A 24,919-nucleotide genomic window follows, 5' to 3' on the forward strand; every position below is an offset into this window, starting at 1 on the left:
GGCACCGGGGGAACCACCCCCGCGCCGACCACAGGAGGCAACACCACCACCGGAACCGACAGCGTCCTCGGCGGCACCCAGCTGGCGCTGCCGATCAGCCTTCCGATCACGCTCGGCGGCAACGCCATCTCCGTGATCGGCGAGGCGACGGTGACCGACCCCGGCACGGGAACGAACCCCGGAACCGATCCCGGCACAGACCCGGGTACCGATCCCGGAACGAACCCCGGGACCAACCCCGGCACGAACCCCGGAACGACTCCTGTGGGCACGACCGGTGCCGCCTTCGCCTCTGGCGCGGCGACGACCGGTCAGGCATCGGGACTCGCCATGACCGGCGCTCCGTCGCTGGCCGGACTGCTCGCACTCGCCGCCGTCCTGCTCCTCCTCGGAGGCGCGGGGCTCCTGCGACGTCGCCGCCTGACGGCGTAGCGATGACGCCGGCGGTGCGGTCGTCCTCGGGGGAGGAGACCCGCACCGCCGGTGCGCCGCCGCGTCCACCTCATACGTCGACGGAGTCGTAGCCCCCAGCTCACACCGTCGTTCGACGCCGGCGCAGAAGGGCGGATGCCCCGTGGAAATCCCACCCACGGGGCATCCGTCGCGCCCAGCGGCAGCAGGCATCTGGCGAGGGAGACGGTGCCACGGACGCCTACAATCGCTCACGGATGTCATCATGCAGGTCGATCACGGTCAACTGTCAGACCGGTGTTCGGTGGGCCTGCGCGACCTCGAGCGTTCGCTCGCTCAGGGCTGGCCGCGGTGACCGAGGATGTGCGGCGCCTGCGGTGGGCGGTCAACGGTGCCCGCACGTTCCGCATCCCGTCGGATGCCGTCGACGTCGCGCTCGTCGAGATCGACCGCGCGATGCAAGCCGCCCACTTCCGCGCGGATGCCGCTGACGCGAACGCGGGGGTACGGCGCCTCCACCGACGCGGATCCGTCGTGGGCGATGTGCTGATCGGCGGCAGCGGGCTCTCCGCGATCACGACCAGGCTCGGTCCGCTGTCTGCCCGGGGCGTCGCCGTCACCTGGGTCGGCGCAGTCGATGTGCAGACGGCCCGCGTGATCGTCTCGCTCGTCGCCGGCTCGCACGTCGGCGGCGACTTCGTCGACGGGGTCGACGACGCCGTCCGCGCGCTCGTCTCGCGCGGCGTGCCCGTCGAAGACGAAGGATGGGCCCGGTCGGTCGACATCGATCCGACGCTGCCGGTCAACCCCCGCCGTGCCGCCGAACTCGGCCTCACCGGCTAGCCGACTGCGCTCAGGGGATGTCGTCGACCTCGCCGTAGGGGGTGATCGCGGCGCGGTAGCGTTCCACGAGTTCACGCCATCCGAATCCCTCGGTGTACTCGTGCTCGTAGACGGCTTCGGTGAAGTGCCAGAGCAGATACGGGTGCGCGCCGAGGCCGTACAACGTGCCGTAGTCGCGGTTCACGAACGCCTCGCGCTCCTCGGGCGTCAGCACCCGGTCGTCGGCGACCGCGTCGGGCCCTGCTCCTCCGGCCAGCCAGCCGTCGACGAACCCCTCGGTGTCGGCGACGTAGGCGTTCACGTTCGCGGTGCTCATCTCGACGGCGCGGATGAACTTGTTCATCATGTACCGGCTCATGACGCGGCCCTCCACAGGAAGAACGGACTGGAGGCGAAGCGCGAGGTCGTGGCCTCCGCCAGGTCGGCCGGGCGGCCCTGCATCGCGGCGAGCGCGGCAACGATGTTCACGTACTGGTAGGTGACGTTGCCGGCGGCCATGATCCGGTCGTACCGGCATCCGGCGATCGCGCCGTCGAGGTCGCCATCGCGCATCCACTCCACTGCTTCGGCATCGAACTCCGGGTCGGGCGAGCCGTTGAACGTGCGGGGTCCGCCGACGTCGGTGGCCATGTGGCCAGAGGTGAGCAGTCCCACCCTGGCGTCGCTGTCCCAGGACTCGACCGCGGTGCGCAGGTGCTGCCCGAGCGCGGCGAAGCGTGCGGCGGTGGGCAGCGGAGGCAAGATCGAGTTCGCGTGGATCGGCACGATCGGCAGGTCGAGTTCCGGACGCACATACTGCAGCGGCAGCACGAAGCTGTGGTCCAGTCGCCACTCGTGCGAGACCGAGAAGTCGATGGTCTCGGGCAGCACCTCGCGGCCGGTGATCTGCGTCGCCAGATCCGGATTGCCGGTGAGCTCGGCGTACTCCATGCCGAAGGTGCGTACCTCGTTCTCGTAGGTGCCGTGATAGGAGGCGGCCTTGCCGACGATGAACGCGGGCGAGTTGTCGGAGAAGAACTGCCGCACGTGGTCGGTGCCGAGCACGATGAGCGTGTCGACGCCGGCCTCCGTGATCGCTTCGCGGATGCGACCGAAGTTCGCCTCGACCTGGATGAGATCGTCCGGCACCGGTTCGCGCATCGCCCGCCACAGCAGCGGGTTGTGCGGGGTCGCCGCGGCCATCACCAGTTCAGCCACGTTCGGCTCCTTCCTTCGCGCTCACAGTCGGAACAGCTTGCGTGCGTTGTCGAGCAGGATCTTCCGGCGCGACTCCTCCTTGAGTCCGAGCTCCTCGAACTCGGCCATCCAGCGATCCGCGGTCATCACGGGCCAGTCCGACCCGAAGAGCACCCGGTCGGAGATCAGCGAGTCGGCGTAGCGGACCACCTCGGGCGGCAGGTACTTCGGCGCCCAGCCGGACAGGTCGAGGTACACGTTGGACTTGTGCCAGACCATCGCCAGGTTCTCGAGGTGCCAGGGCCAGGCCGGGTGCGCGCTGATGATGTTCAGCTCGGGGAACTCGGCCGCCACGTCGTCGATGTAGGGCACGGGGCGGGCGTTCTCGAGACGGTAGCCGCCACCGCCAGGGGTGCCCGCACCGGCGCCGGGGAATCCGGAGTGGAACATGACCACGAGTCCGAGTTCGGCGCAGGTCTCCCAGATCGGGAAGAAGCGCCGGTCGTTCGCGAGGAACTTCTGCCGCGACGGGTTGAGCTCGCCGACACCCTTGATGCCGTACTCGGCGTGCATCCGACGGATCTCGGCGACCGCGGCCTCGCCCTTCCACGGGTCGATGCCGGCGAAGGCGAGGAACACGTCGGGGTGGTCCTGTTGCGCCTTGCCGAGCAGGTCGTTGGGCGCGCCCTTGATGCCGCTCGTGGTCTCTGAGTCGGAGTTCACGATGACGGCCATCATCTTGCGGTCGCGGTACTGGTCGGCCTGCTCGGCGAACGACACGACCGGCCGCTCGCGCCCGAAGTGCGCCGACATCTGGGAGTGGCGCTGGCCCATCGCCGCGATGAACTCCTCGGTCTGCGGGTGGGTGTGGACGTCGATCGCGACGAGGTCGTCGATACCGGGCATCAGGCTGCCCCTTCCTTCGCTGGTACGGGCTCAGGCTCTGCAGGTTCGGATCCGGCTCGCAGCCCGGTCAGCGCTTCCGTGTCGGCGCCGAGCGCGGGGGCGTACCGCAGCTCCGGGCGTCCGGAGCGCTGGAATCGGATGCTGGGCACCGGCACGCGCAGCGCGCCATCCGGCCCCTCGATCTCCTCCACCAGCCCCATGCTCGCGATCTGCGGATCGTCGAACAGCTCGCCCATCGTGTTCAGCGGACCATGCGGGATGTCGTGCGCGGCGAGTCGGTCGAGCCAGTACTGGCGGGGCCTGGTGGCGGCGATCTCCTTGAGCACGACGTCGAGCTCGTCGTAGTTGCGCACGCGCCCCTCGCGTGTCGAGAAGCGCGGGTCGTCGGCGAGGTCGGGCCGCTCGAGCACGTCGAGCAGGCCGGTCCAGAACTTCTCCGGCACCGACATGTGGATCACGAATGCCTTGTCGTCCGAGCCCCGGCAGGCATAGGCCTGAGCGCGACGCGGCCGCGAGTCGGGCGACGAGACCTGCCCGGTCTCCAGGAACGCGGAGGCCGACTCGGTGAGGAAGTCGAGCAGTGCGCCGACCATCGTGACCTCGACATGCTCCCCCACTCCGCTCACATCGCGGGCATGGAGGGCCGCGAGCACGGCCTGCACGGCCGACATCCCGGACAGCAGATCGGAGAAAGCCGGTCCCAGCGGACGGATCGTGGAGGCCGGGACCACCTGGCTGTACATGCCGCCGGTGGCCGAGATCACGGTGTCGTAGGCGGGGCGCTTCGCCGCGGGGCCGGTCGGACCGAAGCCGGTGATCGAGCACGTGATCACCCGCGGGTTGCGGGCATGCAGCGCGTCGGGGCCGAACCCGAGGCGGTCGGCGACACCGGGGCGGAAGTTGTCGAGCACGATGTCGGCGTCGTCCACCAGGCCGAACAGGGCGGCGAGGCCCTCGGCGCTCTTGAGGTCGAGGACCACTCCGCGCTTGCCTCGGTTGTAGGCGGCGAACTGCGGGCTCATGGTCGCTCGCCCTTCCCACCGGCGCATCGGGTCGCCTTCGGGCGACTCGACCTTGACGACGTCGGCGCCGAGGTCGGCGAGCAGCTTGGCGGCGAACGGACCCGAGATGTACTGGCCGAGCTCGACCACGCGGATCCCGGCCAGCGCTCCGGCGCCCGGGGATGCAGTACTCGTCACTTCTGGTCTCCTCTTCGATACCGAGGGCGGTCAGCGCACATCGACGACGACCTTCCCGTCACCCTTGCGGGGGAAATCGCGATACGCCGTGGCGATGTCATCCAGCGCGTACCTGCGGCCGACGAGCGAGGGCAGCGCACCGGCGGCAGCCAGCGCGAGGGCCTCGGCCACGTCGTCGTAGCGTGCGCTGGCCACGCCGAACAGTCGCTTGCGACGCAGGTAGAAGTCGCGGGCATCGATGCGCAGATCGCTGTCGACGGATGCCGCGCAGAACACGGCACGACCGCCCCAGCGCAACGCCGAGATCCCGGCGCTCAGGGTCGGAGCATGGCCGGAGACATCGAGCACGACGTCGAACCCTTCTCCCCGGGCGATGGCTGCCGCCAGCGCCGCGGCGCCCGAGGCTTGCACGACCTGCTCGTCTCCGAGCGGTGCGAGAGTGCGGCGCGACGCGGCGACGACCTCCGCGCCGCGAGCGAGTGCGATGGCCACCGCCGCACGCCCGAGCGTTCCGCCCGCGCCGGTGACGAGAACCCTGTCTCCGGCGGCGAGCGCGACCGTGCGCACGGCGTTGATAACGATGGAGGCGCTGTGCACGACGGCGGTCGCCTGCGCGGCGTCGAGACCATGACGGTCGATCGCATTGCGCGTCGGCACCGCGACGTGCTCGGCCGCTCCCCCGTCGCGGTGCACGCCGACGACGGTCTGCTTCGGGCAGTCGGCTTCGTCTCCGGCCTCGCAATGCGCACACTGCCCGCAGGCGATGTTGGGCTTGACGACAACGGTCTGCCCGATCCGCCCCCGGTCGACGCCCGCGCCGACGGCGACGATCTCACCCGCCGGGTCGATGCCGAGAATCCGGGGCAGCTGCGCCTGCGCCCCCGGGCCGATGCCGGCGATCACGTTGAGGTCGAGCTGATTCACGCCGACGGTCTCGACACGCACGAGCACCTCGCCCGCACCGGGTGTCGGCACGTCCGTCTCCGTGACGGTCAGCCCGTCCAGGTCATGACGGCTCAGCACGGCGGCACGCATCTTCACCTCTTCATCGCGGGAATCTGTTTGGGATACTGTATCCAATTTTCATCACGGCCGTCTAGACCCTGTTCGAGCACGATATCCCGCAAACCGTGGACACGGGATACCAAATTGGATACCGTATCCCAAAATCCGCGTGAGGCGCCCCACTCCACGGAGGAGTCGCACGCACTTGCCCGAATGGAGAGTCATGCGCACGACAAGAAACAGACTCGGCATCGCCGTGGTCGGGGGTGCAGCAGCACTGACGCTGCTCGCCGCCTGCGCCTCGCCGACACCGACACCGGAAGGCCCCGTCGACCTCGGCGACGGCGAACCCGGCGCGGCGGAGGACACCAGCATCACGGTGGCCATCCCCTTCCCCGACATCACGATGTACTCGATGTTCACGCTCGCGACCGACCTCGGCTACTACGAAGACGAGGGCCTCACCGTCGAGGTCATCACCGCCGACAACGTCACCGCGGCGGTCGCCAGCGGCAGCGCCGACATCGGCGTCGAGTCGACCGGCACCGTGATCGACGCCATCCGCGGCGGAGTCGAGATCGACCTCGTCTCCGGGCACTACTGCCGGCAGAACTTCGACTTCGCGGTGCAGTCCGACGTGAAGAGCGTCGAGGATCTGGACGGCACCTCGATCGTGCTCGCCGGCACCCCCGGCGACCCCGCCGAGTTCCAGCGCGCCCAGGTGCTGAAGGAAGAGGGCTGGGACGTCTCGTCGATCAACGCAGAGGTCGTCTACCCCGGGCCCGGTTCGGAGTCGTGGACGGAGTTCTTCGTCAACGACAAGATCACCCTGCAGCCGTTCTACGCCGACGACAGGGCCGCCCTCGAGGAGCACGGCGCGAACATCGTCGTCGAGTCGCTGCGCAACTGGGCCAACGACGTGCAGATCGCCGGCACGAAGTGGGCGCAGGAGAACCCGAACAGCCTGGTACGGTTCCTGCGGGCCACGCTGAAGGGCACCGACTTCATGACAGCGCCTGCGCCCGGCGAGTTCCCCGAGAACGCGGAGGAGGCGCTGGACATCTACGAGGCCAACGACTTCGACGTCGCGGAGCTGCGTGAGTCGGACAGCGTCTGGATCCTCGATGGGCACCTCGCCTGCCCGAACCTGTACTTCGACGACGAAGCATGGGACACCACCATCGAGACGCAGAAGCTCGAACCGCTCGAGTTCGACGACGAGCAGCTCGTCTACCTCCGCAAGGCGCAGGACCTTCTGGGCCTCGACAACGAAGGACCGGCCACGCTGACCTACCCGTGAGTCGTTGAGTCATACGAAGAGGCCCCACTGTTGCGCATGGCGGTGGGGCCTCTTCGTGCGTGGATGATGCAAACCGATCAGTGTGATCGTTTGGTACCATAAGACCATGACTGATGTGCTGCCCGTCTCCGATGCCAAGCGTCAGCTCGGCGCGCTCGTCGATCGCGCCCACCTCACGCACGAGCCCGTGTTCCTGTCCCGCCGAGGGCGTCGCGTCGTGGCCATCGTCGACGCGGATGAATTCGATCGCCTTCGCGAGATCGCCGAGGACGCCGAAGACGCGGCCGCCGCCGTGGCAGCACGCCGCGAAGCTGCGGAAACCGAATCGCTCCCCGTGCCGTGGGAGGAAGTGAAGGCGGAACTGGGGCTCGTGTGAGCTATCGGATCGACATCGCTGCGCCGGCACAGCGGCAGTTGCGAAAGCTGGATCCGCAGGCCCGACGTCGCGTGCAGGCGGCGATCGAACTCCTGGCCGAGGAGCCACGACCTCCTGCGGCGAAGATGCTCGTCAACAGCGATGGCGCGTGGCGCGTGCGCGTGGGCGACTATCGGGTGATCTACGACATCGAGGACGATCGCCTGGTCGTGCTCGTCCTCGCCGCCGGGCATCGCCGCGAGATCTACCGCTGAGCGAAGAGCCCCATGACCCCGGCGGGATAGAGGGGCAGCGCCTCGGCGTCGTCATCGAAGCTGCGCCAGACGACGGGAACCACCGACCCGTCGCTCTCCGTGAGGGTCGCGCCCTCCGCCGCAGGTTCCGGGTCGAGGCGGCCGGTGTACACGAACACGATCTCGTGCCCGACTTCACCATCGATCCGGAAGATGTTCTCCACCACCCCGAGGTAGCTCAGATCAAGGATCGTCGCCGACAGCTCCTCACGCACCTCGCGCCGGACCGCATCGATGTGGGTCTCGCCGAGCTCGACACTGCCGCCGATGAGGCGGTGATATCCGCCCGGATTCTCGACGGTCGCGGCGTTGACGCTGACCGCGTGCGCCGTCCCCTGCATGTTCGGCGCGACGAGCATCGCCTTGACGCGGATGTGGCTTCGATCGATCGGCACCCGGCAACGCTACTCGACCACCTCGGCCGGCGAGCGACCTGATGCCTCTTCTCACAGCAGGGGCGCGAGTCGCTGCCGGGGAGCGAGTATGCTCGCTGAGCGCTCGATGATCCGGGGGGATTCTATGAACACGCGTATTCACGTTGATTTCGCAACCATCCGTGCGTCGGCGTCATCGCTGCACGGGCTTGCAGTGGGGTCGACGAATACTTCGGGTTTGGATCTCTCCGCACTGGGGAGTGATCTTGTCGCTTCTGCGGCGGAGGCGTTCGCTGGCGGGTGGTCGGATGCGCTCGGCCTACTCACGCTCACAAGCAGTGGGCTCGCTGGTGGGGTGGATGCGACGTTGGCTGATTTCGTGACTGAGGAACAGGCCCATCTTGACTCTCTCGCCACCTCGATCGGGGAGTTGGAGCGGTGACAGCGCACTGGACGGACAGAGACCCTGGTGCGGGTGACCTTCACGCGTGCGGCACCGCCGCAACATGGGCTGATGCGCAGTTGGTCGACCTGGCCGACTCACAGGACACGGTGTCGACGATCCTGCGCGATCTCGACGACGCGTGGATCGGGCGCAGCGCGGACGCGTTCCGCGCACGCCTCGAGGAGTTCCACACCCGCCTTCAGGATTCGACCGCAGCGATGACCACCGCACGGAAAGCGATCATCACGTACGGAGATGCCGTGGCGGAAATCGCCCGGCTCGCCGAACCTCTGAAAGAAGACCTTTCAGCCGCACAGGCAGCGCTGAGCGGGGTGGTCAACGACGTGCCCTTCAGTAGCGAGCCCGGGGACCGTTTCGATGCCGAGCAGCAAGCTCTCACGGCCGCCAGCACGGCCGCAACAGCGCTGCAGAAACTCGCGGTCGACCGCGAAGCGGCTGATAGAAACCTCGCGGTTTCGCTCGCGACGGCGGCCTCGGCCGGATGGGGTGATCTGGACTGCACCGCCGATCCGATCACCGGACCCCGGAGGGACGCGGCGAACGAACAGGTGATGGACCTGTTCGAGCACTTCCGGACCGGCGATGAACGCGGTGCCGTCCTCACCGATGACGACATCTTCGTGCAAACCCTCATGCGCAGCGCACACATCGCCGCGACACGGGAGCACGTACTCGACGAGCTCAGAAGCGGAAAGCTCACGCCCGTGACCCCGCGCCTCTATGACCGATCGATCAGTGATCAGCCATGGGTGTTGGGCGTCGACGGGATCAATGTTCTCTCCAGCACGATGACGGGCACTGTCCCGGATGCAGTTCTCGGCGGCCAGAACCTGCCCGAAACCTTCCTCGGCTCCTACAACCTCGAAGTCCGAGCCGGGGAGCCGCAGCCGGATGGCGGGGTCGAGGTGACGTATGTGATCAACAACGACACGTCAATCGATTCCGCGACCCGTATTCCCGGCACTGGGGGTGCGCACATCCCCGGTGCATTCGAGGCCATGTCAGAAGCGAATGCTAAGGATGTGTTGTGGGCCACGCATCATCAAACCATCGTCTGGACCGAAACGGTGTACCCATGAAGCCACGATCCTCCCGCCGCCGAAACTGGACAGTTACGAGCATTACCATCGCCGCCATCCTCGCTCTCACCGGTTGCGAGGGCCCTCAAATCACCTCACCAGTGGGCGAGTGGGCAGCCGCGGATGACGACCACGGCACCCTCTCCATCCGCTCTGACGGCACCTTCACGATTACTGATGCGTCCTACAACCCCCTCGAAGCCAGGGACGCTGACAACGACTTCAACGCCACCGGCACTTGGCGCATATTTCCAGACGATACCGAGCTGTCTCTAGCCTTCACTGAAGCGTCGCAAGGCGACTGGGACGTCAGTCCAGCCGGCTTTGACGTTCCATTCCGCTCGGGCACCATCCGTTTCCACGACCCTGATGACGTACTCGATATCGAGTTCCGGCTCGTGGATGAAACCTCCGAGTAGAAACCCGGTGCTCCAGACCCGACCCCCGTCGCGCATGAGACGGGGGTCGGGAGTCGTGGGGCGGATCAGCCGACGATCTTGCGCTCGTCGTACCAGGGCGCGAGCCGTCGCCGGAGGATCGAGATGAGCAGCAGCGTGAGGTTCGCGATGATCACCATCACCACGACCATCGCGATGGCCTCGTCCATCCGGAACTGATACGCCGCGAACTCGAGCAGGTGGCCGAGGCCGCCGGTGCCGCCGAGGAACTCGCCGAGCACCTCGCCCGTGAAGCCGAGGGCCGCACCGCGTTGGATGCCGGAGAGGCTGTAGGGCAGCGTGGCGGGGAAGATCACCTTCCATCCGAGGCCGATCCCCTTCGCGCCGTAGACCCTGGCGGCGTTGACGAGCGAGGGGTTGACGGTGACCGCGCCCTCCATTGTGTTGAGCAGGATCGGGAAGACGGCCAGCAGGATGACGAGGGCGATCTTCGACTCGCTGCCGAGTCCGAGCCCGAGGATGAACAGCGGCGCGAGCGCGACCTTGGGCGTCGAGTACAGCACCCACAGGAACGGCGCGACCATGAAGCGCAGCACCGGCGACCAGCCGACGGCGAGACCGACCACGACGCCGACGACGATCGCGATCGCGAGACCGATCAGCAGGTTGGTGACGCTGAACGCGAAGGCGCTCCAGAACTCGGGATCGACCATGAGACGCCCGAACGCGACGGCCACTGCGGTCGGTGCGGGGAGGAACGCCTCGGGGATCCAGTGGAACCAGCTGACGGCCGCTTCCCACAAAAGCAGCACTGCCGCGATCACCCCGATCAGCAGCAGCGTCCACTTGCCCTCGCCCGAGCGCACCACACGCCGCGGCCGCACGATGCGGACGGTTCCGGTTGCCGAGACGACGCTCATCGCTTGCCCTTCCTCGTCCACGGCGCGACCCCGCGTTCGATGGCCGTGACCACCTGGGTCATGCCCACGCTCCACAGCACGACGACTGCGATCGCGGCGAACGCCTGGTCGGTCTGATAGGTGTTCGAGGCGCGGATGATTAGCGCGCCCATGCCGCTCGACGAGCCCGCGAGCTCGGCCACGACCATGCCGATCGTGGCGAGCACGACCGCCTGCCGGAGCCCCGCGAACAGGAACGGCACCGTCGACGGCAGGTACACCGAGCGGTAGAGCCGCATCCGACCGGCGCCGTAGACGCGGGCGGCGCGGATGATCGAGGGGTTCGTGGTGCGCATACCCGCGGCGACGTTGAGCAGGATCGGGAAGATCGCGCTGATCGTCACGAGGAAGATCACCGGACCGATGCCGAAGCCGAACCACGCCTTCGCGAGCGGCTGATAGGCGATCGACGGAGTCGCGTAGATGGTCCACGCGATCGGGCCGATCACCCGGTCGACCGGAAGCGAGGCGCCCATGAGAAGCCCGACCGGGATGCCGACGACCACCGCGAGCGCGAAGCCGGTCAGCCACGCCTGCACCGAGATGCCGGCGTTTGCGGCGAGCGATCCGTTGGCGACGATCTCACCGAAACCCTGCGCGATGGCCAGTGGCGGTGGGAGGAAGACCGGGCTGATCCATCCGAACACCCCGACGACCAGCTGCCAGAGCACGAGGAGGATGACGACCTCGATCGCGATGACGGCAGCCTTGCCCCGGGCGCTCAGGCCCGCGAGCCAGGCGGCGACACCACCTCGGCCGAGGTTCGGCCCCGTGGCGAGCAGCGCGGTCATTTCGACACCGCTGCCGCCGTGGCCTCACCCTCCAGCGCCTCCCAGAGGTGGTCGCGGAGTTCGAGGAAGCGCGGGTCGTGCTGCACCGAGCGCTCCGAGCGGGGGCGCGGGATGCCGGTGGTGATGATCTCCTTGATCGCGCCGGGGTGACTCTTGAAGACGACGATGCGGTCGCCCAGGAGGATGGCCTCCTCGATCGAGTGCGTGATGAAGAGGACGGTCTTGCCCGTCGCCTCGATGAGCTTCTCGATCTCGTCGCGCATCACCTCGCGGGTGAGGGCGTCGACGGCGCCGAGAGGCTCGTCCATCAGCAGGATGCGCGGCTCGGCGACGAACGCACGGGCGAGCCCGACGCGCTGCTGCATGCCGCCGGAGAGCTCGCGGGGATACGACGACTCGAATCCCTTGAGCCCCACCATGTCGATGGCCTCCTGCACCTTCGCGCGCCAGTCTGCGGTGCGCAGCCCCTTCTGCATCTCGAGCCCGAACTTCACGTTGTCGAACACGGTGCGCCAGGGCAGCAGCGCATAGTCCTGGAAGACCACGGCCCGGTCGGGCCCAGGGCCGTTGACCTGCTTCCCATCGACGAGGACCGAGCCGGTGCTCGGCGCGACGAGGCCGGCGATGACGTTCATGAACGTCGTCTTTCCGCACCCCGACGGGCCGAGCACCGTGATGAACTCGCCTTCGAACACGTCGAGGTCGACGTTCTCGATGGCTATCAGCTTCTTTCCCGTCCGCGCGACGTCGTAGCTCACCGAGAGTCCGGTGACCGAGATCAGCGGATCCGCCGAGTCCCGTGCGGTGTCGTTCACGTCAGTCATCGTCGACCTCTCGTCTCATCGCCGCGCGTCGGTGCGCGGCTTATCGCAGCTTCGGAAGCACCTCGGTGCCGAGGAGTTCGATCTGCTCGAAGAACCGATCGAACTTGAAGCGGAAGTCGAACACCAGATGCTCGGTGCCGACCTCCTCGAACCGCCGGATCTGCTCGACCGCCTGATCGGGGTCGCCCACGATCAGCTGACCCTCGAGGTCTTCGACGGTCTCGAAGCTGCCGGACGGCGGCTTCACCGCGAACTTCGCCTTGTTCGCCCAGGCGAGAAGGCCGGGGATGTTCACGTGCTTCAGAGCCTCTTCGCGGGTGTCCTCGATCGACGTGGGCGGGATCACGGCGATGGTCGGCATCGGGCGGCCGTTCTCATCCGTCATCTCACGCATGGTCTTGATGCGCTTCTCCATCGTGAGCAGGCCCGTGCGTCCCGGCATCCATCCGTCGGCGAACTCCGCCGCGAGACGGGCCGAGCGCGGGGTCGCACCGCAGTACCAGAACGGGATGCGTCCGCCCACGGGCTTCGGCTCGATCGTGACGTTCTCGAACTTGAAGATGCCGTCGTCGTAGGTGACGTCGTTCTCGGTGAACACACGACGCAGGATCTCGGCGTTCGAGCGCACCATCTCCACCCGGTCGAGGTCGCCCCAGCCGATCGCGTCGAACTCGTGGTCGAAGGTTCCGGCGCCGAACCCGAGGATCAGGCGCGGGCCGAGCAGCTGCGTCATCGTGCCGGCCATGAGGGCCGTGACGAGCGGGTGGCGGAACGGGATGAGCGATCCGGTGCCGAGCTCGATCTTGTCGGTGACGGCGCCGATGGCGGTGAGCGTCGTGAGCGCGTCGTAGAACGTGCGGTTCGGCTTCTCCATCTCGCCGTGCGGTTCGAACACCAGATGATCGCGCACCCAGACGGAGTCGAATCCGAAGCTCTCGGCGAGCTTCGACCCCTCCAGGAGCTTCTCCTTGCTCGCCTCCTCGCCGAAGTGCGGCAGCAGCAGTCCGAATTTCATGTCAGTTCCTCTCTAGCGGCGAATGCCGCCCTGTCTTCCGCCGATGCGGCGAGCTTTCCGAATGTGCGATCGCCTGTGACCTCGTCGCCGACGTAGACGTCGACACCGCGCACGAGGGTGCGCTGGATGCGGGCGCTGATGGTGCGCCCGTCATACGGGGTCCAGCCGATCTTCGACAGCACGCCGTCGTTGGTGATGGTCCACTCCTCGGCCAGGTCGGCGATGACGATGTCGGCATCCGCCCCGATCGTGAGCGCACCCTTGACGCCTTCGAGGCCGAACTTGGCGGCGGGGATGTGGGCGACCATGTCGATCGCGCGCTGCAGGTCGAGCTCGCCCTTGTTCACGGCGTCGAGCATGAGCTCGTAGTAGTACTGGATGCCGGGGGTGCCGGTGTGCGAGCTCCACATCTGCGTCCACCCGACCTCCTTCTCCTCGCGCGTGTGCGGGGCGTGGTCGCTGGCGGCGATGTCGATCGTGCCGTCGCGCATGCCCTCCCACACGGCCGCGCGGTTGTCGTCGGGAACCCAGTAGCTGAGCGCGTACGGGCCGAGCGTCTCGACGTCGTTCCAGGTCGACAGGAACGGCGCCCAGTGGTTGACCTCACAGGTCACGTCGATACCGTTCTGCTTCGCGCGACGCACGGCCTCGATCGAGCGCCGGGTCTGGATGTGCGCGATGTGCACGGGGCAGCCGGATGCCTCGGCGAGACGCAGCACGACGTCGATGGCCGTGTCCCAGATCACACCCTCGCGGGCGGCGTAGGCGGAGGCGTAGCCCTCGGGGGTGTTCTCGCCCCGGGCGAGGTAGGCGCCCTCGATGTAGTCCATGAGCGCCTGGTCGTGCGGGTGCACGATGAAGCGCTTCCCGGTCTGGGCGATGTGATCCATGATCTCGAGCAGGTGCCCGTGGTTGTGGATGCCGGTGCCGGAGGGGTGCGGGTAGTCACGGCCCGTGTCGACGACCATGTAGATCTTGTACGCCCGGATGCCCATCTCGCTCATGCCGGCGATCTCGTCGAACTTGGTCGGCGCGGGGTTGTGGTTCCAGTCGACGATCGACGATTCCTCGTACCGGTGGAACACGTCGGTCAGGGTGGCGACATCCGTGGTCGGCGGCTTGAGGTTCGGCATCCCGAACATCGTCGTGACACCGCCGGCCGCGGCCTGCAGGCTCGTCGTGTAGATGTCGTCCTTGTGCTCGTAGCCGGGTTCGCGGGTGTGCACGTGCACGTCGACCATGCCGGGGAGCACGAGCTTGCCCGCCGCGTCGACCGTGCGCTCGGCCGTGATCTCGGTGCCGGCGGCCACGATGCCGGCGATCTTGCCGTCGGCGACGAGCAGGTCGGCGACGACTGGCCCTGCGGGGGTGACGACGGTGCCGCCGGTTATCTTCAGATCCACGCTCATCGCGCGACCTCCTCTTTGCTGACGGATTCTGTCTGAACGGATTCGGTGGTGATGGACTCGCCGATCGCGGGCGACGGCGAAGACCGGTGGATGAGATGCGCCGGGCGCACGTACTGGTCGAACCAGCCGACGATCACCGGGGTGGTCTGCTCCCAGTACGCGTCGTACGCGGCGTAGTGGGTCGTGTGTCGCTGCATGATCAACTGCTTCGGGCCGCGCGCGGCCTCGTACAACGCCTCGGCGTGGTCGGTCGGGGTGGTCGCATCGCCCTCGACGCCGATCACGAGAAGCGGCGTGGTCAGGCGGGCGGCTGCCTCGATGGGCCGGTAGGCGATGATGCCCTCGGCGCAGGCGAGCGGGACGGCGGTGGGGATGCGGTCGTCGACGTCGGCCTTGATCTTCGTGGCGCGGCGCTCGGCGGTGGGGATCATGATCTCCTCGCGGGGGTGCACGATCCGCCCCTCCCCCGTGGCGACGCGCTGACGGCGGTCCTCCTCGAGGGACTTCTGGAAGTCGAGCCATTCGTATTCGCTGCGCATGCGGTGCAGCCAGTCCTCACCGTCGGCGACGGGCACCTGGCTGACGGCGGCCTTGATGCGCGGGTCGGCGTCGGCGAGGAGCACGGCGTTGCCGCCTCCGGTGCCACCGGTGCCGAAGACGCCGATCGCGTCGGCGATCACGTCGTCGCGGGTGGTGAGGTAGGTCACGGCGTTCACCAGATCCTGCAACTGCCAGGCCGGCGACAGGTAACCCCGATCGCCCTCGGAGTCGCCGAAGCCGCGGTAGTCGATCACGAGCACGGCGAAGCCGGCTTCGACGAGGGCCTCGTGGTAGCGGACGTAGAGCTTGGCGTCCTTGAGCCCGAGCCAACCGGGACCCTGCACGATCGCGCGGTACGGGCCCTCATGATCGGGCGTGCGCCACACGGCGGAGATGCGCTGACCCTCGCTGAAGTACGAGACGGGTGTGGTCTGCATGGGTTCCTCTCGGCTGAACGCGGCGTCGCGATCGGCGATGTGCGCCGCTGCGGTGGGGCGTTCTCATTTTCACCTATTTTGGATCCAGAATCCAGTATTGATTTGGATCCAGTATCCGCGCTACCATGACCCCATCACGTCGGTCCGATTGGCCGACGCCGGTGGTCCCGACCTGGACTGCGAACGCGCTCTCTCGTGCGCCCTTCCCCTTCCTCGTCTTCCGGAGAACCATGCCTGCCACCGCCCGCGCCCTCGGCGCCGCCCCCGTCCTCGCGCTCCTCCTCGCCGCCGGATTGAGCGGATGCGCCGGTGCGCCGGCAGCTCCCGCCGCTGCCGCCGATCCGAAACCCGTCGTACTCGACAACTGCGGGACCGAGGTCTCGGTCGATTCCCCGCCGCAGCGCATCCTCACCGTGAAGTCGTCGACTCTCGAACTCGCGTTGGCGCTCGGCGCCGGGGACCGGATCATCGGATCCGCGTTCTCCGACGGTCCGCTGCCCGAAGACCTCGCGGCAGACGCCGAAGACATCCCGGTCGTCTCCGACAAGGTGCCGTCGAAGGAGGCCGTGCTCGAACTCGAGCCCGACCTGGTGTTCGCCGGGTGGGAGTCGAACTTCTCGGTCGACGGCGCCGGCGAACGCGCCGACCTGGAGCAGCTCGGCATCACCACCTATGTCGCGCCCGCCGCGTGCAAGGCGCCCGGGTACATGCCCGACCCGCTCACGTTCGACACGGTCTTCGGCGGGTTCGCCGAGGCGGGCGAGCTGCTCGGCGAGGAGGACGCGGCGAGCACCCTGATCGCACAGCAGCGCGAGGAGCTCGACGGGATCGCCCCCGACGACCGCGGCCTCACGGCGGTCTGGTACTCATCCGGCACCGACCAGCCGTTCGTGGGCGCGGGCATCGGAGCTCCGGAGATGATCATGTCGGCGGCCGGGCTCGACAACGTCTTCGCCGACGTGCACGACACCTGGACGTCGAGCTCGTGGGAGCTGATCGCCGACGCCGACCCCGACGTGATCGTGCTGGTGGATGCCGCGTGGAACACCGCCGCGTCGAAGATCGCGCTGCTCACCTCGAACCCGGTCACCGCGCAGCTCGACGCCGTGAAGAACCAGCGGTTCGTGCTCGTCGACTTCCCCGCGACCGAAGCAGGCATCCGCAACGTGAAGGCCGTGGAGTCGATCGTGGCGCAGCTCGGAGAGCAGTGAGCGTCACGGTCCCGCTGCGGACGACGCTCCCAGCCGCCTCGGCATCCGTTCCCCGCGCGCGACGGCGGCGCACCGCTTCGGCGATCGCGGTGCTGCTGCTCGCGCTCGCGGGCAGTGTGGTCGCGGCCGTCGCGATCGGACCGGCCGACATCACCCCGACCGAACTCGTGGCGAGCGTGTGGTCGCATCTCACCGGAGCCTCCAGCGGACTCACACCCCTGCGCGACGCGATCATCTGGGAGGGACGGGTGCCCCGCGTGCTCACGGCTGCCGCGGTCGGAGGCGGCCTGGCCCTGTGCGGCGCGGTGATGCAGGCTCTCACCCGCAACCCGCTCGCCGACCCGTACCTGCTCGGACTCTCCTCCGGCGCCTCGACCGGCGCCGTGATCGTCATCGTGCTCGGAGCCGCGGTGGCACTGCCGTTCGCGGCCTTCGCGGGTGCGCTGCTCGCCCTGGCGCTCACGCTGGGCCTGGCCCGCGCCGCCGGTTCCGCAGGATCGACCGCGGTGGTGCTTGCCGGTCTCGCCGTCTCGGCCGTGCTCGCCGCGTTGACCAGCCTCGTGATCTTCTGGAGTGCGACGAACGACAGCTACCGCGAGATCCTCAGCTGGCTGCTCGGCTCGCTCGGCGGTGCGGACTGGGCGGATGCGGCACTGGCCGGGGTCGCCGTGGTCGTCTGCGCCATCCCGCTGCTGGCTTCGGCCCGACCGCTCGACAGCCTCGTGCTCGGTGACACCGCGGCCGAGGCGCTGGGAATCCCGGTGACCCGGCTGCGGGTGCTGCTCTTCGTGTGCACAGCTCTGCTGACCGGAGCGCTCGTCGCCGTGAGCGGGTCGATCGGCTTCGTCGGGCTGATCCTGCCGCACGCGGTTCGTGCGGTCGTCGGTGCCCGGCATCGCGCTCTGCTGCCGGTCTCGTTCCTCGCCGGCGCGGTGTTCCTCATCTGGGCCGACACCATCGCCCGCACCGTCTTCGAGCCGCGCGAGCTTCCGGTCGGGATCGTGACAGCGCTGATCGGCGGACCGGTGTTCGCGGTGTTGATGCTGCGCATGCGGAAGAGCCGCGCATGACCGGGGTGCACGGAAGCGGCCTCGATGCCCGACGCATCCGCTTCGGCCACGGCGACCGTCTCATCATCGACGGCATGCATCTCACCGCTCCCGGCGGCGCGGTGACGGCGCTCCTCGGACCCAACGGCTCGGGCAAAAGCACGCTGCTGCGCCTGATCGCCGGGACTCTGCGCGGCGAGGCCGACGCGCTCGAGTTGGACGGCGGGTCGCTCACGGCGATGCGGCGGCGAGAGCGTGCACAGCGGGTGGCCCTGGTCGAGCAGGAGTGGTCGGCGGCCGAGGGCATGACCGGACGCGACATCGTCGGCCTCGGGCTGCTGCCGCATCGGGGGTGGCTGTCGTTCGAGGGCGAGGAGGCGGATGCCGTCGCCACGCACGCGGCATTGACGCGTGCGGGTGCATTCGAGTTCGCGGAGCGCGACGCCGCGACCCTGTCAGGCGGCGAGCGCCAGCGCGTGAACCTCGCGAGGGCCCTGGCTCAACGCCCGACGCTGCTGCTGTGCGACGAGCCGACGAACCACCTCGACATCCGCGCCCAGCTCGACGCGCTCGTGCTGCTCCGCTCCCTCGCTCGCGACGGGATGACCGTGATCGCCGCGCTGCACGACCTGAACCACGCGGCAGCCTTCGCCGACCGGGTCGTGGTGGTCGCCGACGGCCACGTACAGGCAGCGGGATCCCCCCAGAACGTGCTGACTCGCGAGCTCATCGCCCGAGTCTGGCGCGTCGACGCCGAGGTGCTCACCCGCCCGGGCAGCGATCGCCCGCTGATCGTGTTCGACACGGAGCACGCTGTCGCGCGCTGACGCGGCCGGACGAGTCCAGCCCCGGCGGCGTCGGGCTCAGCCTCCGTCGACCTCGGCGAAGGCGAACTGCGGAACGCGCACGAACGAGCCCAGGCGGTGCGCGAGCGCTTCCGCCTCGGCCTCCTGATCCGCCCGCTCCCGACATTCGTCGAACGCCGCGGAGCCGACGCCCCCTCCCACCCCCGCGAGAACACAGGCCTGCACCGGCTTCCGCAGCTGGTCGAAGGTCATGGGCAGGCTGTCACAGCGCGCGTGTCCGCACAGCAGATGCGCGAGCTCGTGGATCACCACGTGCAATCGGAACCACTGCGGATCCGACCGACGGACCGGGATCGTGGCGCGATCACCGTCGACGAGCACGAACGGCGGCACGACCTTCCATTCCTCCTCGTCCAGTACCTCGACCTCGATGTCCAGCCCCAGCAGGGCGGACGCGCGTTGCGTGATGCACTGCACACTCGCGCCGCACTCGACCTCCAACTCTTCGAAGAGTCGATCCACACGACTTCGACCACTCACGATTCCCTCACCCCTCGCATAGCCCGACCCCCTTTCGGCCGGACAACCCTCACAGTGGAGAGACGAGCGGGAAGGCCCAGTCATTACGCCGAAAGCCTGAGAACTTTCGGCCAGTCTTTCGAGACGTCGGGCTACGACCTTTGGTGCGCGCCCAGCGCAATGGAGTCGAGGGCGGCGGTGGAGTCGAGAGCGGCGGTGGCGAGCGCGGCGGCGCTGTCGAGGTCGCGCATCCAGAGCGGACGCACCGGCGCGCACAGTCCGGTCGCCTCGAGGCCTTCGGCGAGCGATGCGTCTTCCTCGGCGATGAGCCAGGCATCGAGCAACCCGCCCGCGGAGCGCGCGCCGTAGTGCCGTCCGACCGCATCGGCTGCGGCAGGGAGACCCACGGCGGCGAGACAGGCATCGGCCATGCCGCGCACGGGAGCACCGGCGATGATCGGCGACACCCCGACCACGGCTCCGGCCGTGGCGCGGACAGCAGCGGCGATGCCGGGGACCGCGAGGATCGGCCCGAGCGAGACCACAGGGTTCGACGGGGCGAACAGGATCACATCCGCCGCGGCCAGCGCGTCGACCACACCGGGAGCGGGCTCGGACTGCGCGATCCCGGGCCAGTCGAACCCCAGTGCCGGAAGAGCTGCACGGTGCCGGGTCCACCACTCCTGGAAGTGCATCCGGCCCTGCGCGGTGGTCACGTGCGTATCGACCTCGGCATCCGTCATGGGCAGCAGTCCGACCCCGAGCGGCCATCGGGAGGCGAGGCGGTCGACGACCTCGGTCACCGAGGCGCCATCGCGAAGCCACCCCGTGCGGGCGATGTGGGCACCGAGGTCGAGGTCGCCCAGGGTGAACCACGGCCACCCGGCTCCCCACGCGTGCAGCTCGGCGGCGACGCGCTCGCTCTCCCCCGCCCTGCCCCATCCGCGTTCGGTGTCGTTGACGCCGGCGAGCGCGTAGATCATCGAGTCGACGTCGGGTTGCAGCCGCAGGCCGCTGAGCCACAGATCATCGCCGGTGTTGGCGATCACCGTGATCTCGGCGCGCGTGCCTCCTGCCGCATCCGGCCATCGTCGTCGCGCGGCCTCGCGCACACCGACCACGAACTTCGAGCCGCCGACGCCACCGGCCAGCACGACGATGCGCGGGGAACCGGCAGCGACGTCTAAGACACCGGTCATGAGGCGAGTACCAGCGGACGGTCGACGAGCGCCGCGGTGCGCGGGCCCAGACCTGCGCGGCGTGCGGCACGGAGATGCTCGGCGTGATCGAGGTCGCGCCGGAGGCCACTCAGCACCGGGAACCCGACCTCGGCGAACCCGGCTGCGCGATGCGCGGAGGCCGAGTCAGGCCCGAAGCACGGCGTGAGGTCGAAGCCCGACCGAGCAGTCGCGAGCACGGTGCCGGTCCCTTCCGCATCCGGAACGAACGCCCGCGGATGCGACGAGGCAAAGGCGAGCGCCCTGGCCAGCTCGTCCGGACGCAGCGCCGGGAGGTCGCCGAGCATCACGGCACGCGGGCGCATGTCGGGTGCCGCATTCACTCCGAGCCCGATCGCCGCGGTCAGTCCGTCGCCGCGGTCGCGCACCAGGCGCACCCTCGGCAGCAGACGCAGAGCAGTCGCGGTGACCTCGTCGCTCGTGACGACGATGACCTCAGCGACGCGCTCGCACGTCGCGGCAGCCTCGACCGTGTCGAGCGCGATCGCCCGCGCGAGGGGTTCGCGCTCGACACCGGGGATCCGCAGCCGCGACTTGCCGATCTCGGCGCGCTTGACCGGGATCACCACGATCCACTCGCGTGCGGGCGCGCCTGGCAGCGGCACCCCGATTCCCGGACCCCGGATCATGTCCTTCTCCTCAGCCGCGCAGGGCGGCGGCAGTGTCGCGCAGGGCGGCGGTGTCGCGCAGCCGGGGTGCGATGTCGCGCTCGAAGAGCTGCAGGAACCGACGCTGGTCGTGGCCCGGCGCATGGAAGACGAGGTGGTTGAAGCCCCAGTCGATGTACTGCTGGATCTCGGCGGCCACGGCATCCGGGTCGTTCCCGACGATCCAGCGCTTCGCGATGGTCTCCAGCGGCAGCGCATCGGCGGCCTTCTCCATCTCGACAGGGTCTGTGATGTCGTGCTTCTGCTCCTTCGAGAGCGACAGCGGCGACCAGAAGCGGGTGTTCTCCAACGCCGCCTCGCGGGTCTCCTCGTACGACAGCTTGATCTCGATCATCCGGTCGTAGTTGTCGAAGGAACGCTCGGACTGCTCGAGCCCCTCCTTCACTGCGGGCAGCAGCTGGTCGACGTAGAGCTCCTGGCCCTTGCCCGAGGTGCAGATGAAGCCGTCGCCCGCACGGCCGGCGTAGCGTGCGACCATCGGACCGCCCGCGGCGATGTAGATCGGGATGCCACCCTCAGGGCGGTCATAGATCGAGGCGTCGTGCGTCGAGTAGTACTCGCCGTCGAAGTTCACCCGATCGCCTGACCACAGTGCCCGCATCAGCCGCACCGACTCACGCAGCCGCGCATAGCGCTCCTTGAACTCGGGCCACTCCTGCTCGCCCGCGCCGCGGAATCCGGTCGCGATCTCGTTCAGCGCCTCACCCGATCCGACACCCAGGATGATGCGGTCCTGGTACAGGCAGCCCAGGCTCGCGAACGCCTGCGCGAGCACGGCCGGGTTGTAGCGGAAGGTCGGGGTGAGCACCGAGGTGCCGATGCGGATGCTCGACGTGCGCTCGCCGACCGCTGCCATCCAGGTGAGCGAGAACGGCGCATGCCCGCCGGTGTGCCGCCAGGGTTGGAAGTGATCGCTGGCGAACACGGACTGCATGCCGTGCGCCTCTGCCGCGACCGAGATCTCGACGAGCTCCCGCGGGTCGAACTGCTCCGCGCTGGCTTTGTATCCGAGGGTCAGTGTCATGTCGCATCCTTCTGTTCGTGTTCTGGCTGTTCGTGCGTGTGGAGGTCTGCCAGGGCCGCGGCATATCCGTCGCGGTATCCCTGGTCGAGTGCTTCGGCGGTGCCCAGCCAGAACAGGTCGCGCTCCGAGGCGCGCACGATGCTCGACGCTCCGGGCAGGCTGAGAGGTCCGACAAGGTCGGCGCGACCGCGCACCACGGCTACCGGGTTGCCGCTCGCCTTGCCCTTGACGAGGTCTGCTGCCGCGGCGAGCTCGTCGGCGACGCACGGGGTCGTGACGCTGAGCACCTTGCCCGCCTGGTCGGTCGTGCCGCGGAGGTCGGCGATCATCCGCACGCCGCCACCGCCGATGGCCACATCGGTCTGTCCTTCGCGCCAGGGGCGGCCGAGGGTGTCGCTGAGGATCACGCCCACCTCTGCCCCGGTGGCGGCCCGCAGCCCTGCGGCGAGCGCACGCGCCGAACGGTCGGGGTCTTCCGGAAGCAGCAGCACCCAGCCGTCGGGGGTGTTGCTGGCGTCGACCCCGGCGGCCGCGGCGACCATGCCCAGGCGGTTCTCGACGATGCGCATGGTGTGCCCGTCGAAGGTGCGCGACGCGACGAGGCGCACGGTCTCGGCGGTGATCGCGTCCTCTCGGTCGGCGGCCTGCACGTAGCGCCCTTCGGCTTTGGAGACGATCTTCGAGGTGACGACGAGGATGTCGCCGTGGGCGAGCTCCACGCCGGTCGCGAGGATCAGGGCCACGAGGTCGTCGCCGGGCTGTACTTCGCCCATGCCGGTGAGGGCGAAGACGCTGATCGCGGGGGCGTTCATGCGTGCACCTTCGGGAGCACGTCGCGGCCGAAGACCTCGACGAACTCCCGCTGATCGGGTCCAACGTTGTGCAAGTAGATCCGGGTGAAGCCGAGGTCGACGTAGCTCTGGATCTGCGCGCGGTGCACGTCGGGGTCGGCGGAGATGAGCATCGACGCCCGCATGTCGTCGGCCGTCACTCCGCGCACGAGCTGCTCGAAGTCGTACGGCGAGCGCACGTCGCCGCGGCGCATCCGGAGTCCGGCGATCGGCCATTCGGTCAGCGCGTTGGCGAGAGCCTGCTCCTCGGTCGGCGCCCAGGAGAGACGCAGCTGGAGCACCTTCGGGAGAGTTTCGGGGTCGTGCCCCGCCTCCCGCGCCCCCTCGGTGAACCGCGCGAGCAGCGGGGCGAGGCGCTCCGCTTCGGCCGAGGTCGTGATCAGCCCGTCGGCGTTCCGGCCGGCTCGACGTGCGGTGGCGGGACCCGCGGTGGCGACGTAGACGGGCGGCGCGGTGGGCGGCATCGTCCAGAGGCGGGTCGACTCCATGCGGAAGTGCTCGCCGCGGTGGCGGGAGTCGCGACCGGCGAGTGAGGCGGTGAAGAGCTTGCGGATCAGGTCGACGGCCTCGAACATGCGGTCGATGCGCTCGGCGGGTTCGGGCCAGTAGTCCCCGACGATGTGCTCGTTCAGCGCCTCCCCCGATCCGACACCGAGCCAGGTTCGGCCGGGGTAGAGCGTCGCCAGTGTCGCCGCGGCCTGAGCGACCACGGCGGGGTGCGTGCGGTAGCCCGGCGTCGTGACTCCGGGGCCCAGGTCGCCGGTGGTGTGCGCACCGATCGCGCCGAGCATGGTCCAGACGTGTGCGGCGTTGCGGTGGCGAGGAAGCCAGGGCTGGAAATGGTCGGTGGCCATGATCCCGCGAAACCCGTGCGCCTCGGCGAGGACGCAGTTCTCGATCACGGCGGTCGGCTCGACCTGCTCGAGCATCGCGGCATACCCGATGTGCATGCGGCCTCCTCACCACTCTTCTCCTGGTTCCATTGAATGGATACTGGATCCAAAAGTCAAGAGATGTGCGTGATGGCCTGTGGCGTGGCGGCCTGTGGCGTGGCGGCCTGTGGCGTGGCGTCGAGTGCACAGGATGTCGCCGAGTGCGCGGCTTCTTCGCGTCAATAGGCCGTGCGGTCGAGGCGAAGCCGTGCACTCGATGCCAGGCGGGCCGGGGGCGCGGGGGCGGGGCGCGGCGGGAGGCGCGGGGTGGGGCGCGGGGTGGGGTGCGGGGTGGGGTGCGGGGTGAGGTGCGGGGTGAGGTGCGGCGGGAGGTGGGCCTAACCGTTGGCGTAGCTGGAGTCTTCTGTCACCACAGCCCCGGGAAGCACACCCCCGAAGGGCCTTCGCCATCGAATCAAGAGGTCGCCCGTGTCCTCTCGACGCGGATGAGACGGGTCGCGGAGAGCGCGTAGGCGCCGGCGACCGCGAGCGCCAGCAGTGCGCCGAGGATGACGGCGAGCGGGAACGGCGTGCTGCCCGCTCGGAAGAGGCCCGTGACGGCCTGAATCACGAAGAGGGCGGAGAGGACCGCACTGGAGAGAGCCGTCGTCGTCATCCGCCACCACGGCCGGGGCTCCAGACTCTCGCCGGGACCACGGAACACCCTCGCAGTGAAGACCACCAGGGCGATGACCGCCAGCAACGACCAGATATAGCCGACGAAGACGTCCATCACGGCGAGGACGATCCCGATCATCGGCAGGACGATCAGCGCTCCGACGACGATCCCCGCCTTGGCCGATGGTGCCCTCACGCGCAT

29 protein-coding genes and 1 pseudogene are annotated in these 24,919 nt (G+C 68.7%); 11 read left to right on the forward strand and 19 right to left on the reverse strand.

Annotation, left to right across the window (positions count from 1 at the left end):
* Both ACFVWL_RS06300 and ACFVWL_RS06305 read left to right on the forward strand, forming a co-directional pair.
* Window positions 1–432 (forward strand): annotated as a pseudogene (locus tag ACFVWL_RS06300) (hypothetical protein); the annotation flags it as partial.
* A gap of 330 nt (window positions 433–762) precedes the next feature.
* Window positions 763–1,254 (forward strand): hypothetical protein, encoded by a 492-nt coding sequence (locus ACFVWL_RS06305; RefSeq protein ID WP_387179948.1) that lies wholly within the window; start codon window positions 763–765, stop codon window positions 1,252–1,254.
* 10 nt (window positions 1,255–1,264) lie between these two features.
* Here ACFVWL_RS06305 and ACFVWL_RS06310 read toward each other — a convergent pair whose 3' ends face one another.
* The 5 genes from ACFVWL_RS06310 to ACFVWL_RS06330 are packed head-to-tail and all read right to left on the reverse strand — an operon-like array spanning window position 1,265 to window position 5,570.
* The gene (locus ACFVWL_RS06310) at window positions 1,265–1,612 is read right to left on the reverse strand and encodes a hypothetical protein (RefSeq protein WP_387179951.1); all 348 of its coding nucleotides are present in this window, start codon (window positions 1,610–1,612) and stop codon (window positions 1,265–1,267) included.
* A complete protein-coding gene (locus ACFVWL_RS06315) occupies window positions 1,609–2,451 on the reverse strand; it encodes a hypothetical protein (protein ID WP_387179954.1) in 843 nt (280 codons plus the stop codon). The genes ACFVWL_RS06310 and ACFVWL_RS06315 overlap by 4 nt, the downstream gene beginning before the upstream one ends.
* 21 nt (window positions 2,452–2,472) lie before the next feature.
* Window positions 2,473–3,336, reverse strand: coding sequence for an amidohydrolase family protein (locus tag ACFVWL_RS06320; RefSeq protein WP_387179957.1), 864 nt, complete (start codon window positions 3,334–3,336; stop codon window positions 2,473–2,475).
* Window positions 3,336–4,535 (reverse strand): CaiB/BaiF CoA transferase family protein, encoded by a 1,200-nt coding sequence (locus ACFVWL_RS06325; protein ID WP_387179961.1) that lies wholly within the window; start codon window positions 4,533–4,535, stop codon window positions 3,336–3,338. The genes ACFVWL_RS06320 and ACFVWL_RS06325 overlap by 1 nt, the downstream gene beginning before the upstream one ends.
* 30 nt (window positions 4,536–4,565) lie before the next feature.
* Entirely contained in the window at window positions 4,566–5,570 is a 1,005-nt protein-coding gene (locus tag ACFVWL_RS06330) for an alcohol dehydrogenase catalytic domain-containing protein (protein WP_387179964.1), read from the reverse strand.
* Between the two features lie 193 nt (window positions 5,571–5,763).
* On the opposite strand from ACFVWL_RS06330, the gene ACFVWL_RS06335 reads away from it, so the two are divergent.
* The 3 genes from ACFVWL_RS06335 to ACFVWL_RS06345 all read left to right on the forward strand — a co-directional run bounded on the left by ACFVWL_RS06335 (window position 5,764) and on the right by ACFVWL_RS06345 (window position 7,470).
* Window positions 5,764–6,840 (forward strand): ABC transporter substrate-binding protein, encoded by a 1,077-nt coding sequence (locus tag ACFVWL_RS06335; protein ID WP_387179966.1) that lies wholly within the window; start codon window positions 5,764–5,766, stop codon window positions 6,838–6,840.
* Window positions 6,841–6,946: 106 nt separating this feature from the next.
* Window positions 6,947–7,216 carry a type II toxin-antitoxin system Phd/YefM family antitoxin gene (locus tag ACFVWL_RS06340; protein WP_055871358.1) on the forward strand — a complete coding sequence of 90 codons (270 nt, stop codon included), beginning with the start codon at window positions 6,947–6,949 and terminating at the stop codon, window positions 7,214–7,216.
* Complete coding sequence (locus ACFVWL_RS06345) at window positions 7,213–7,470, forward strand: type II toxin-antitoxin system RelE/ParE family toxin (RefSeq protein WP_028501117.1); 258 nt, start codon at window positions 7,213–7,215, stop codon at window positions 7,468–7,470. Before ACFVWL_RS06340 ends, ACFVWL_RS06345 begins: the two co-directional genes overlap by 4 nt.
* Here the strand turns inward: ACFVWL_RS06345 and ACFVWL_RS06350 are convergent.
* Window positions 7,461–7,904, reverse strand: coding sequence for an NUDIX hydrolase (locus tag ACFVWL_RS06350; protein WP_387179970.1), 444 nt, complete (start codon window positions 7,902–7,904; stop codon window positions 7,461–7,463). The two genes, ACFVWL_RS06345 and ACFVWL_RS06350, sit on opposite strands and share 10 nt — an antisense overlap.
* Before the next feature lie 88 nt (window positions 7,905–7,992).
* Here ACFVWL_RS06350 and ACFVWL_RS06355 point away from each other — a divergent pair, with 88 nt between their 5' ends.
* Genes ACFVWL_RS06355 through ACFVWL_RS06365 form a run of 3 tightly spaced genes read left to right on the forward strand, consistent with a single transcriptional unit; the run spans window position 7,993 to window position 9,847 of the window.
* On the forward strand, window positions 7,993–8,325 hold the full coding sequence (locus ACFVWL_RS06355; protein ID WP_387179972.1) for a hypothetical protein: 333 nt from the start codon (window positions 7,993–7,995) through the stop codon (window positions 8,323–8,325).
* Window positions 8,322–9,428 (forward strand): hypothetical protein, encoded by a 1,107-nt coding sequence (locus tag ACFVWL_RS06360; RefSeq protein ID WP_387179974.1) that lies wholly within the window; start codon window positions 8,322–8,324, stop codon window positions 9,426–9,428. The genes ACFVWL_RS06355 and ACFVWL_RS06360 overlap by 4 nt, the downstream gene beginning before the upstream one ends.
* Window positions 9,425–9,847, forward strand: a complete 423-nt coding sequence (locus tag ACFVWL_RS06365; protein WP_387179978.1) for a hypothetical protein — start codon at window positions 9,425–9,427, stop codon at window positions 9,845–9,847. Before ACFVWL_RS06360 ends, ACFVWL_RS06365 begins: the two co-directional genes overlap by 4 nt.
* Window positions 9,848–9,912: 65 nt before the next feature.
* On the opposite strand, the gene ACFVWL_RS06370 is transcribed toward ACFVWL_RS06365, so the two are convergent.
* The 6 genes from ACFVWL_RS06370 to ACFVWL_RS06395 are packed head-to-tail and all read right to left on the reverse strand — an operon-like array spanning window position 9,913 to window position 15,801.
* Window positions 9,913–10,746 carry an ABC transporter permease gene (locus ACFVWL_RS06370; RefSeq protein ID WP_167632978.1) on the reverse strand — a complete coding sequence of 278 codons (834 nt, stop codon included), beginning with the start codon at window positions 10,744–10,746 and terminating at the stop codon, window positions 9,913–9,915.
* Window positions 10,743–11,576: an ABC transporter permease gene (locus ACFVWL_RS06375; protein ID WP_105712151.1), complete on the reverse strand. Its 834-nt coding sequence runs from the start codon at window positions 11,574–11,576 to the stop codon at window positions 10,743–10,745. Before ACFVWL_RS06375 ends, ACFVWL_RS06370 begins: the two co-directional genes overlap by 4 nt.
* On the reverse strand, window positions 11,573–12,400 hold the full coding sequence (locus ACFVWL_RS06380) for an ABC transporter ATP-binding protein (RefSeq protein WP_387179981.1): 828 nt from the start codon (window positions 12,398–12,400) through the stop codon (window positions 11,573–11,575). Before ACFVWL_RS06380 ends, ACFVWL_RS06375 begins: the two co-directional genes overlap by 4 nt.
* A gap of 40 nt (window positions 12,401–12,440) precedes the next feature.
* The gene (locus ACFVWL_RS06385; protein WP_105528300.1) at window positions 12,441–13,415 is read right to left on the reverse strand and encodes an LLM class flavin-dependent oxidoreductase; all 975 of its coding nucleotides are present in this window, start codon (window positions 13,413–13,415) and stop codon (window positions 12,441–12,443) included.
* Window positions 13,412–14,824, reverse strand: coding sequence for a dihydroorotase family protein (locus ACFVWL_RS06390; protein WP_387179983.1), 1,413 nt, complete (start codon window positions 14,822–14,824; stop codon window positions 13,412–13,414). Before ACFVWL_RS06390 ends, ACFVWL_RS06385 begins: the two co-directional genes overlap by 4 nt.
* Window positions 14,821–15,801 (reverse strand): alpha/beta hydrolase, encoded by a 981-nt coding sequence (locus ACFVWL_RS06395; RefSeq protein WP_387179986.1) that lies wholly within the window; start codon window positions 15,799–15,801, stop codon window positions 14,821–14,823. The genes ACFVWL_RS06390 and ACFVWL_RS06395 overlap by 4 nt, the downstream gene beginning before the upstream one ends.
* A gap of 230 nt (window positions 15,802–16,031) precedes the next feature.
* Between ACFVWL_RS06395 and ACFVWL_RS06400 the strand changes: the two genes are divergently transcribed.
* The 3 genes from ACFVWL_RS06400 to ACFVWL_RS06410 are packed head-to-tail and all read left to right on the forward strand — an operon-like array spanning window position 16,032 to window position 18,888.
* Window positions 16,032–17,012 (forward strand): putative F420-0 ABC transporter substrate-binding protein, encoded by a 981-nt coding sequence (locus tag ACFVWL_RS06400; protein ID WP_387179990.1) that lies wholly within the window; start codon window positions 16,032–16,034, stop codon window positions 17,010–17,012.
* Complete coding sequence (locus ACFVWL_RS06405) at window positions 17,009–18,082, forward strand: putative F420-0 ABC transporter permease subunit (protein ID WP_387179992.1); 1,074 nt, start codon at window positions 17,009–17,011, stop codon at window positions 18,080–18,082. The genes ACFVWL_RS06400 and ACFVWL_RS06405 overlap by 4 nt, the downstream gene beginning before the upstream one ends.
* Window positions 18,079–18,888 (forward strand): ABC transporter ATP-binding protein, encoded by an 810-nt coding sequence (locus tag ACFVWL_RS06410; RefSeq protein ID WP_387179994.1) that lies wholly within the window; start codon window positions 18,079–18,081, stop codon window positions 18,886–18,888. Before ACFVWL_RS06405 ends, ACFVWL_RS06410 begins: the two co-directional genes overlap by 4 nt.
* A 36-nt stretch (window positions 18,889–18,924) precedes the next feature.
* Here ACFVWL_RS06410 and ACFVWL_RS06415 read toward each other — a convergent pair whose 3' ends face one another.
* From ACFVWL_RS06415 to ACFVWL_RS06445, 7 genes are all read right to left on the reverse strand, one after another.
* Complete coding sequence (locus tag ACFVWL_RS06415; RefSeq protein ID WP_387179996.1) at window positions 18,925–19,389, reverse strand: hypothetical protein; 465 nt, start codon at window positions 19,387–19,389, stop codon at window positions 18,925–18,927.
* 149 nt (window positions 19,390–19,538) lie between these two features.
* Window positions 19,539–20,585 (reverse strand): 2-phospho-L-lactate transferase, encoded by a 1,047-nt coding sequence (cofD, locus tag ACFVWL_RS06420; protein ID WP_387179999.1) that lies wholly within the window; start codon window positions 20,583–20,585, stop codon window positions 19,539–19,541.
* Window positions 20,582–21,253: a 2-phospho-L-lactate guanylyltransferase gene (cofC, locus tag ACFVWL_RS06425; protein WP_387180001.1), complete on the reverse strand. Its 672-nt coding sequence runs from the start codon at window positions 21,251–21,253 to the stop codon at window positions 20,582–20,584. The genes cofD and cofC overlap by 4 nt, the downstream gene beginning before the upstream one ends.
* 10 nt (window positions 21,254–21,263) lie before the next feature.
* A complete protein-coding gene (fgd, locus tag ACFVWL_RS06430) occupies window positions 21,264–22,316 on the reverse strand; it encodes a glucose-6-phosphate dehydrogenase (coenzyme-F420) (protein WP_387180003.1) in 1,053 nt (350 codons plus the stop codon).
* The gene (cofE, locus tag ACFVWL_RS06435; protein ID WP_387180006.1) at window positions 22,313–23,128 is read right to left on the reverse strand and encodes a coenzyme F420-0:L-glutamate ligase; all 816 of its coding nucleotides are present in this window, start codon (window positions 23,126–23,128) and stop codon (window positions 22,313–22,315) included. Before cofE ends, fgd begins: the two co-directional genes overlap by 4 nt.
* On the reverse strand, window positions 23,125–24,117 hold the full coding sequence (locus ACFVWL_RS06440; protein WP_387180008.1) for a TIGR03557 family F420-dependent LLM class oxidoreductase: 993 nt from the start codon (window positions 24,115–24,117) through the stop codon (window positions 23,125–23,127). Before ACFVWL_RS06440 ends, cofE begins: the two co-directional genes overlap by 4 nt.
* 397 nt (window positions 24,118–24,514) lie before the next feature.
* On the reverse strand, window positions 24,515–24,919 hold the full coding sequence (locus ACFVWL_RS06445) for a hypothetical protein (protein ID WP_387180011.1): 405 nt from the start codon (window positions 24,917–24,919) through the stop codon (window positions 24,515–24,517).

This window comes from Microbacterium sp. NPDC058269 (assembly GCF_042881445.1).
Classification (GTDB): Bacteria; Actinomycetota; Actinomycetes; order Actinomycetales; family Microbacteriaceae; genus Microbacterium.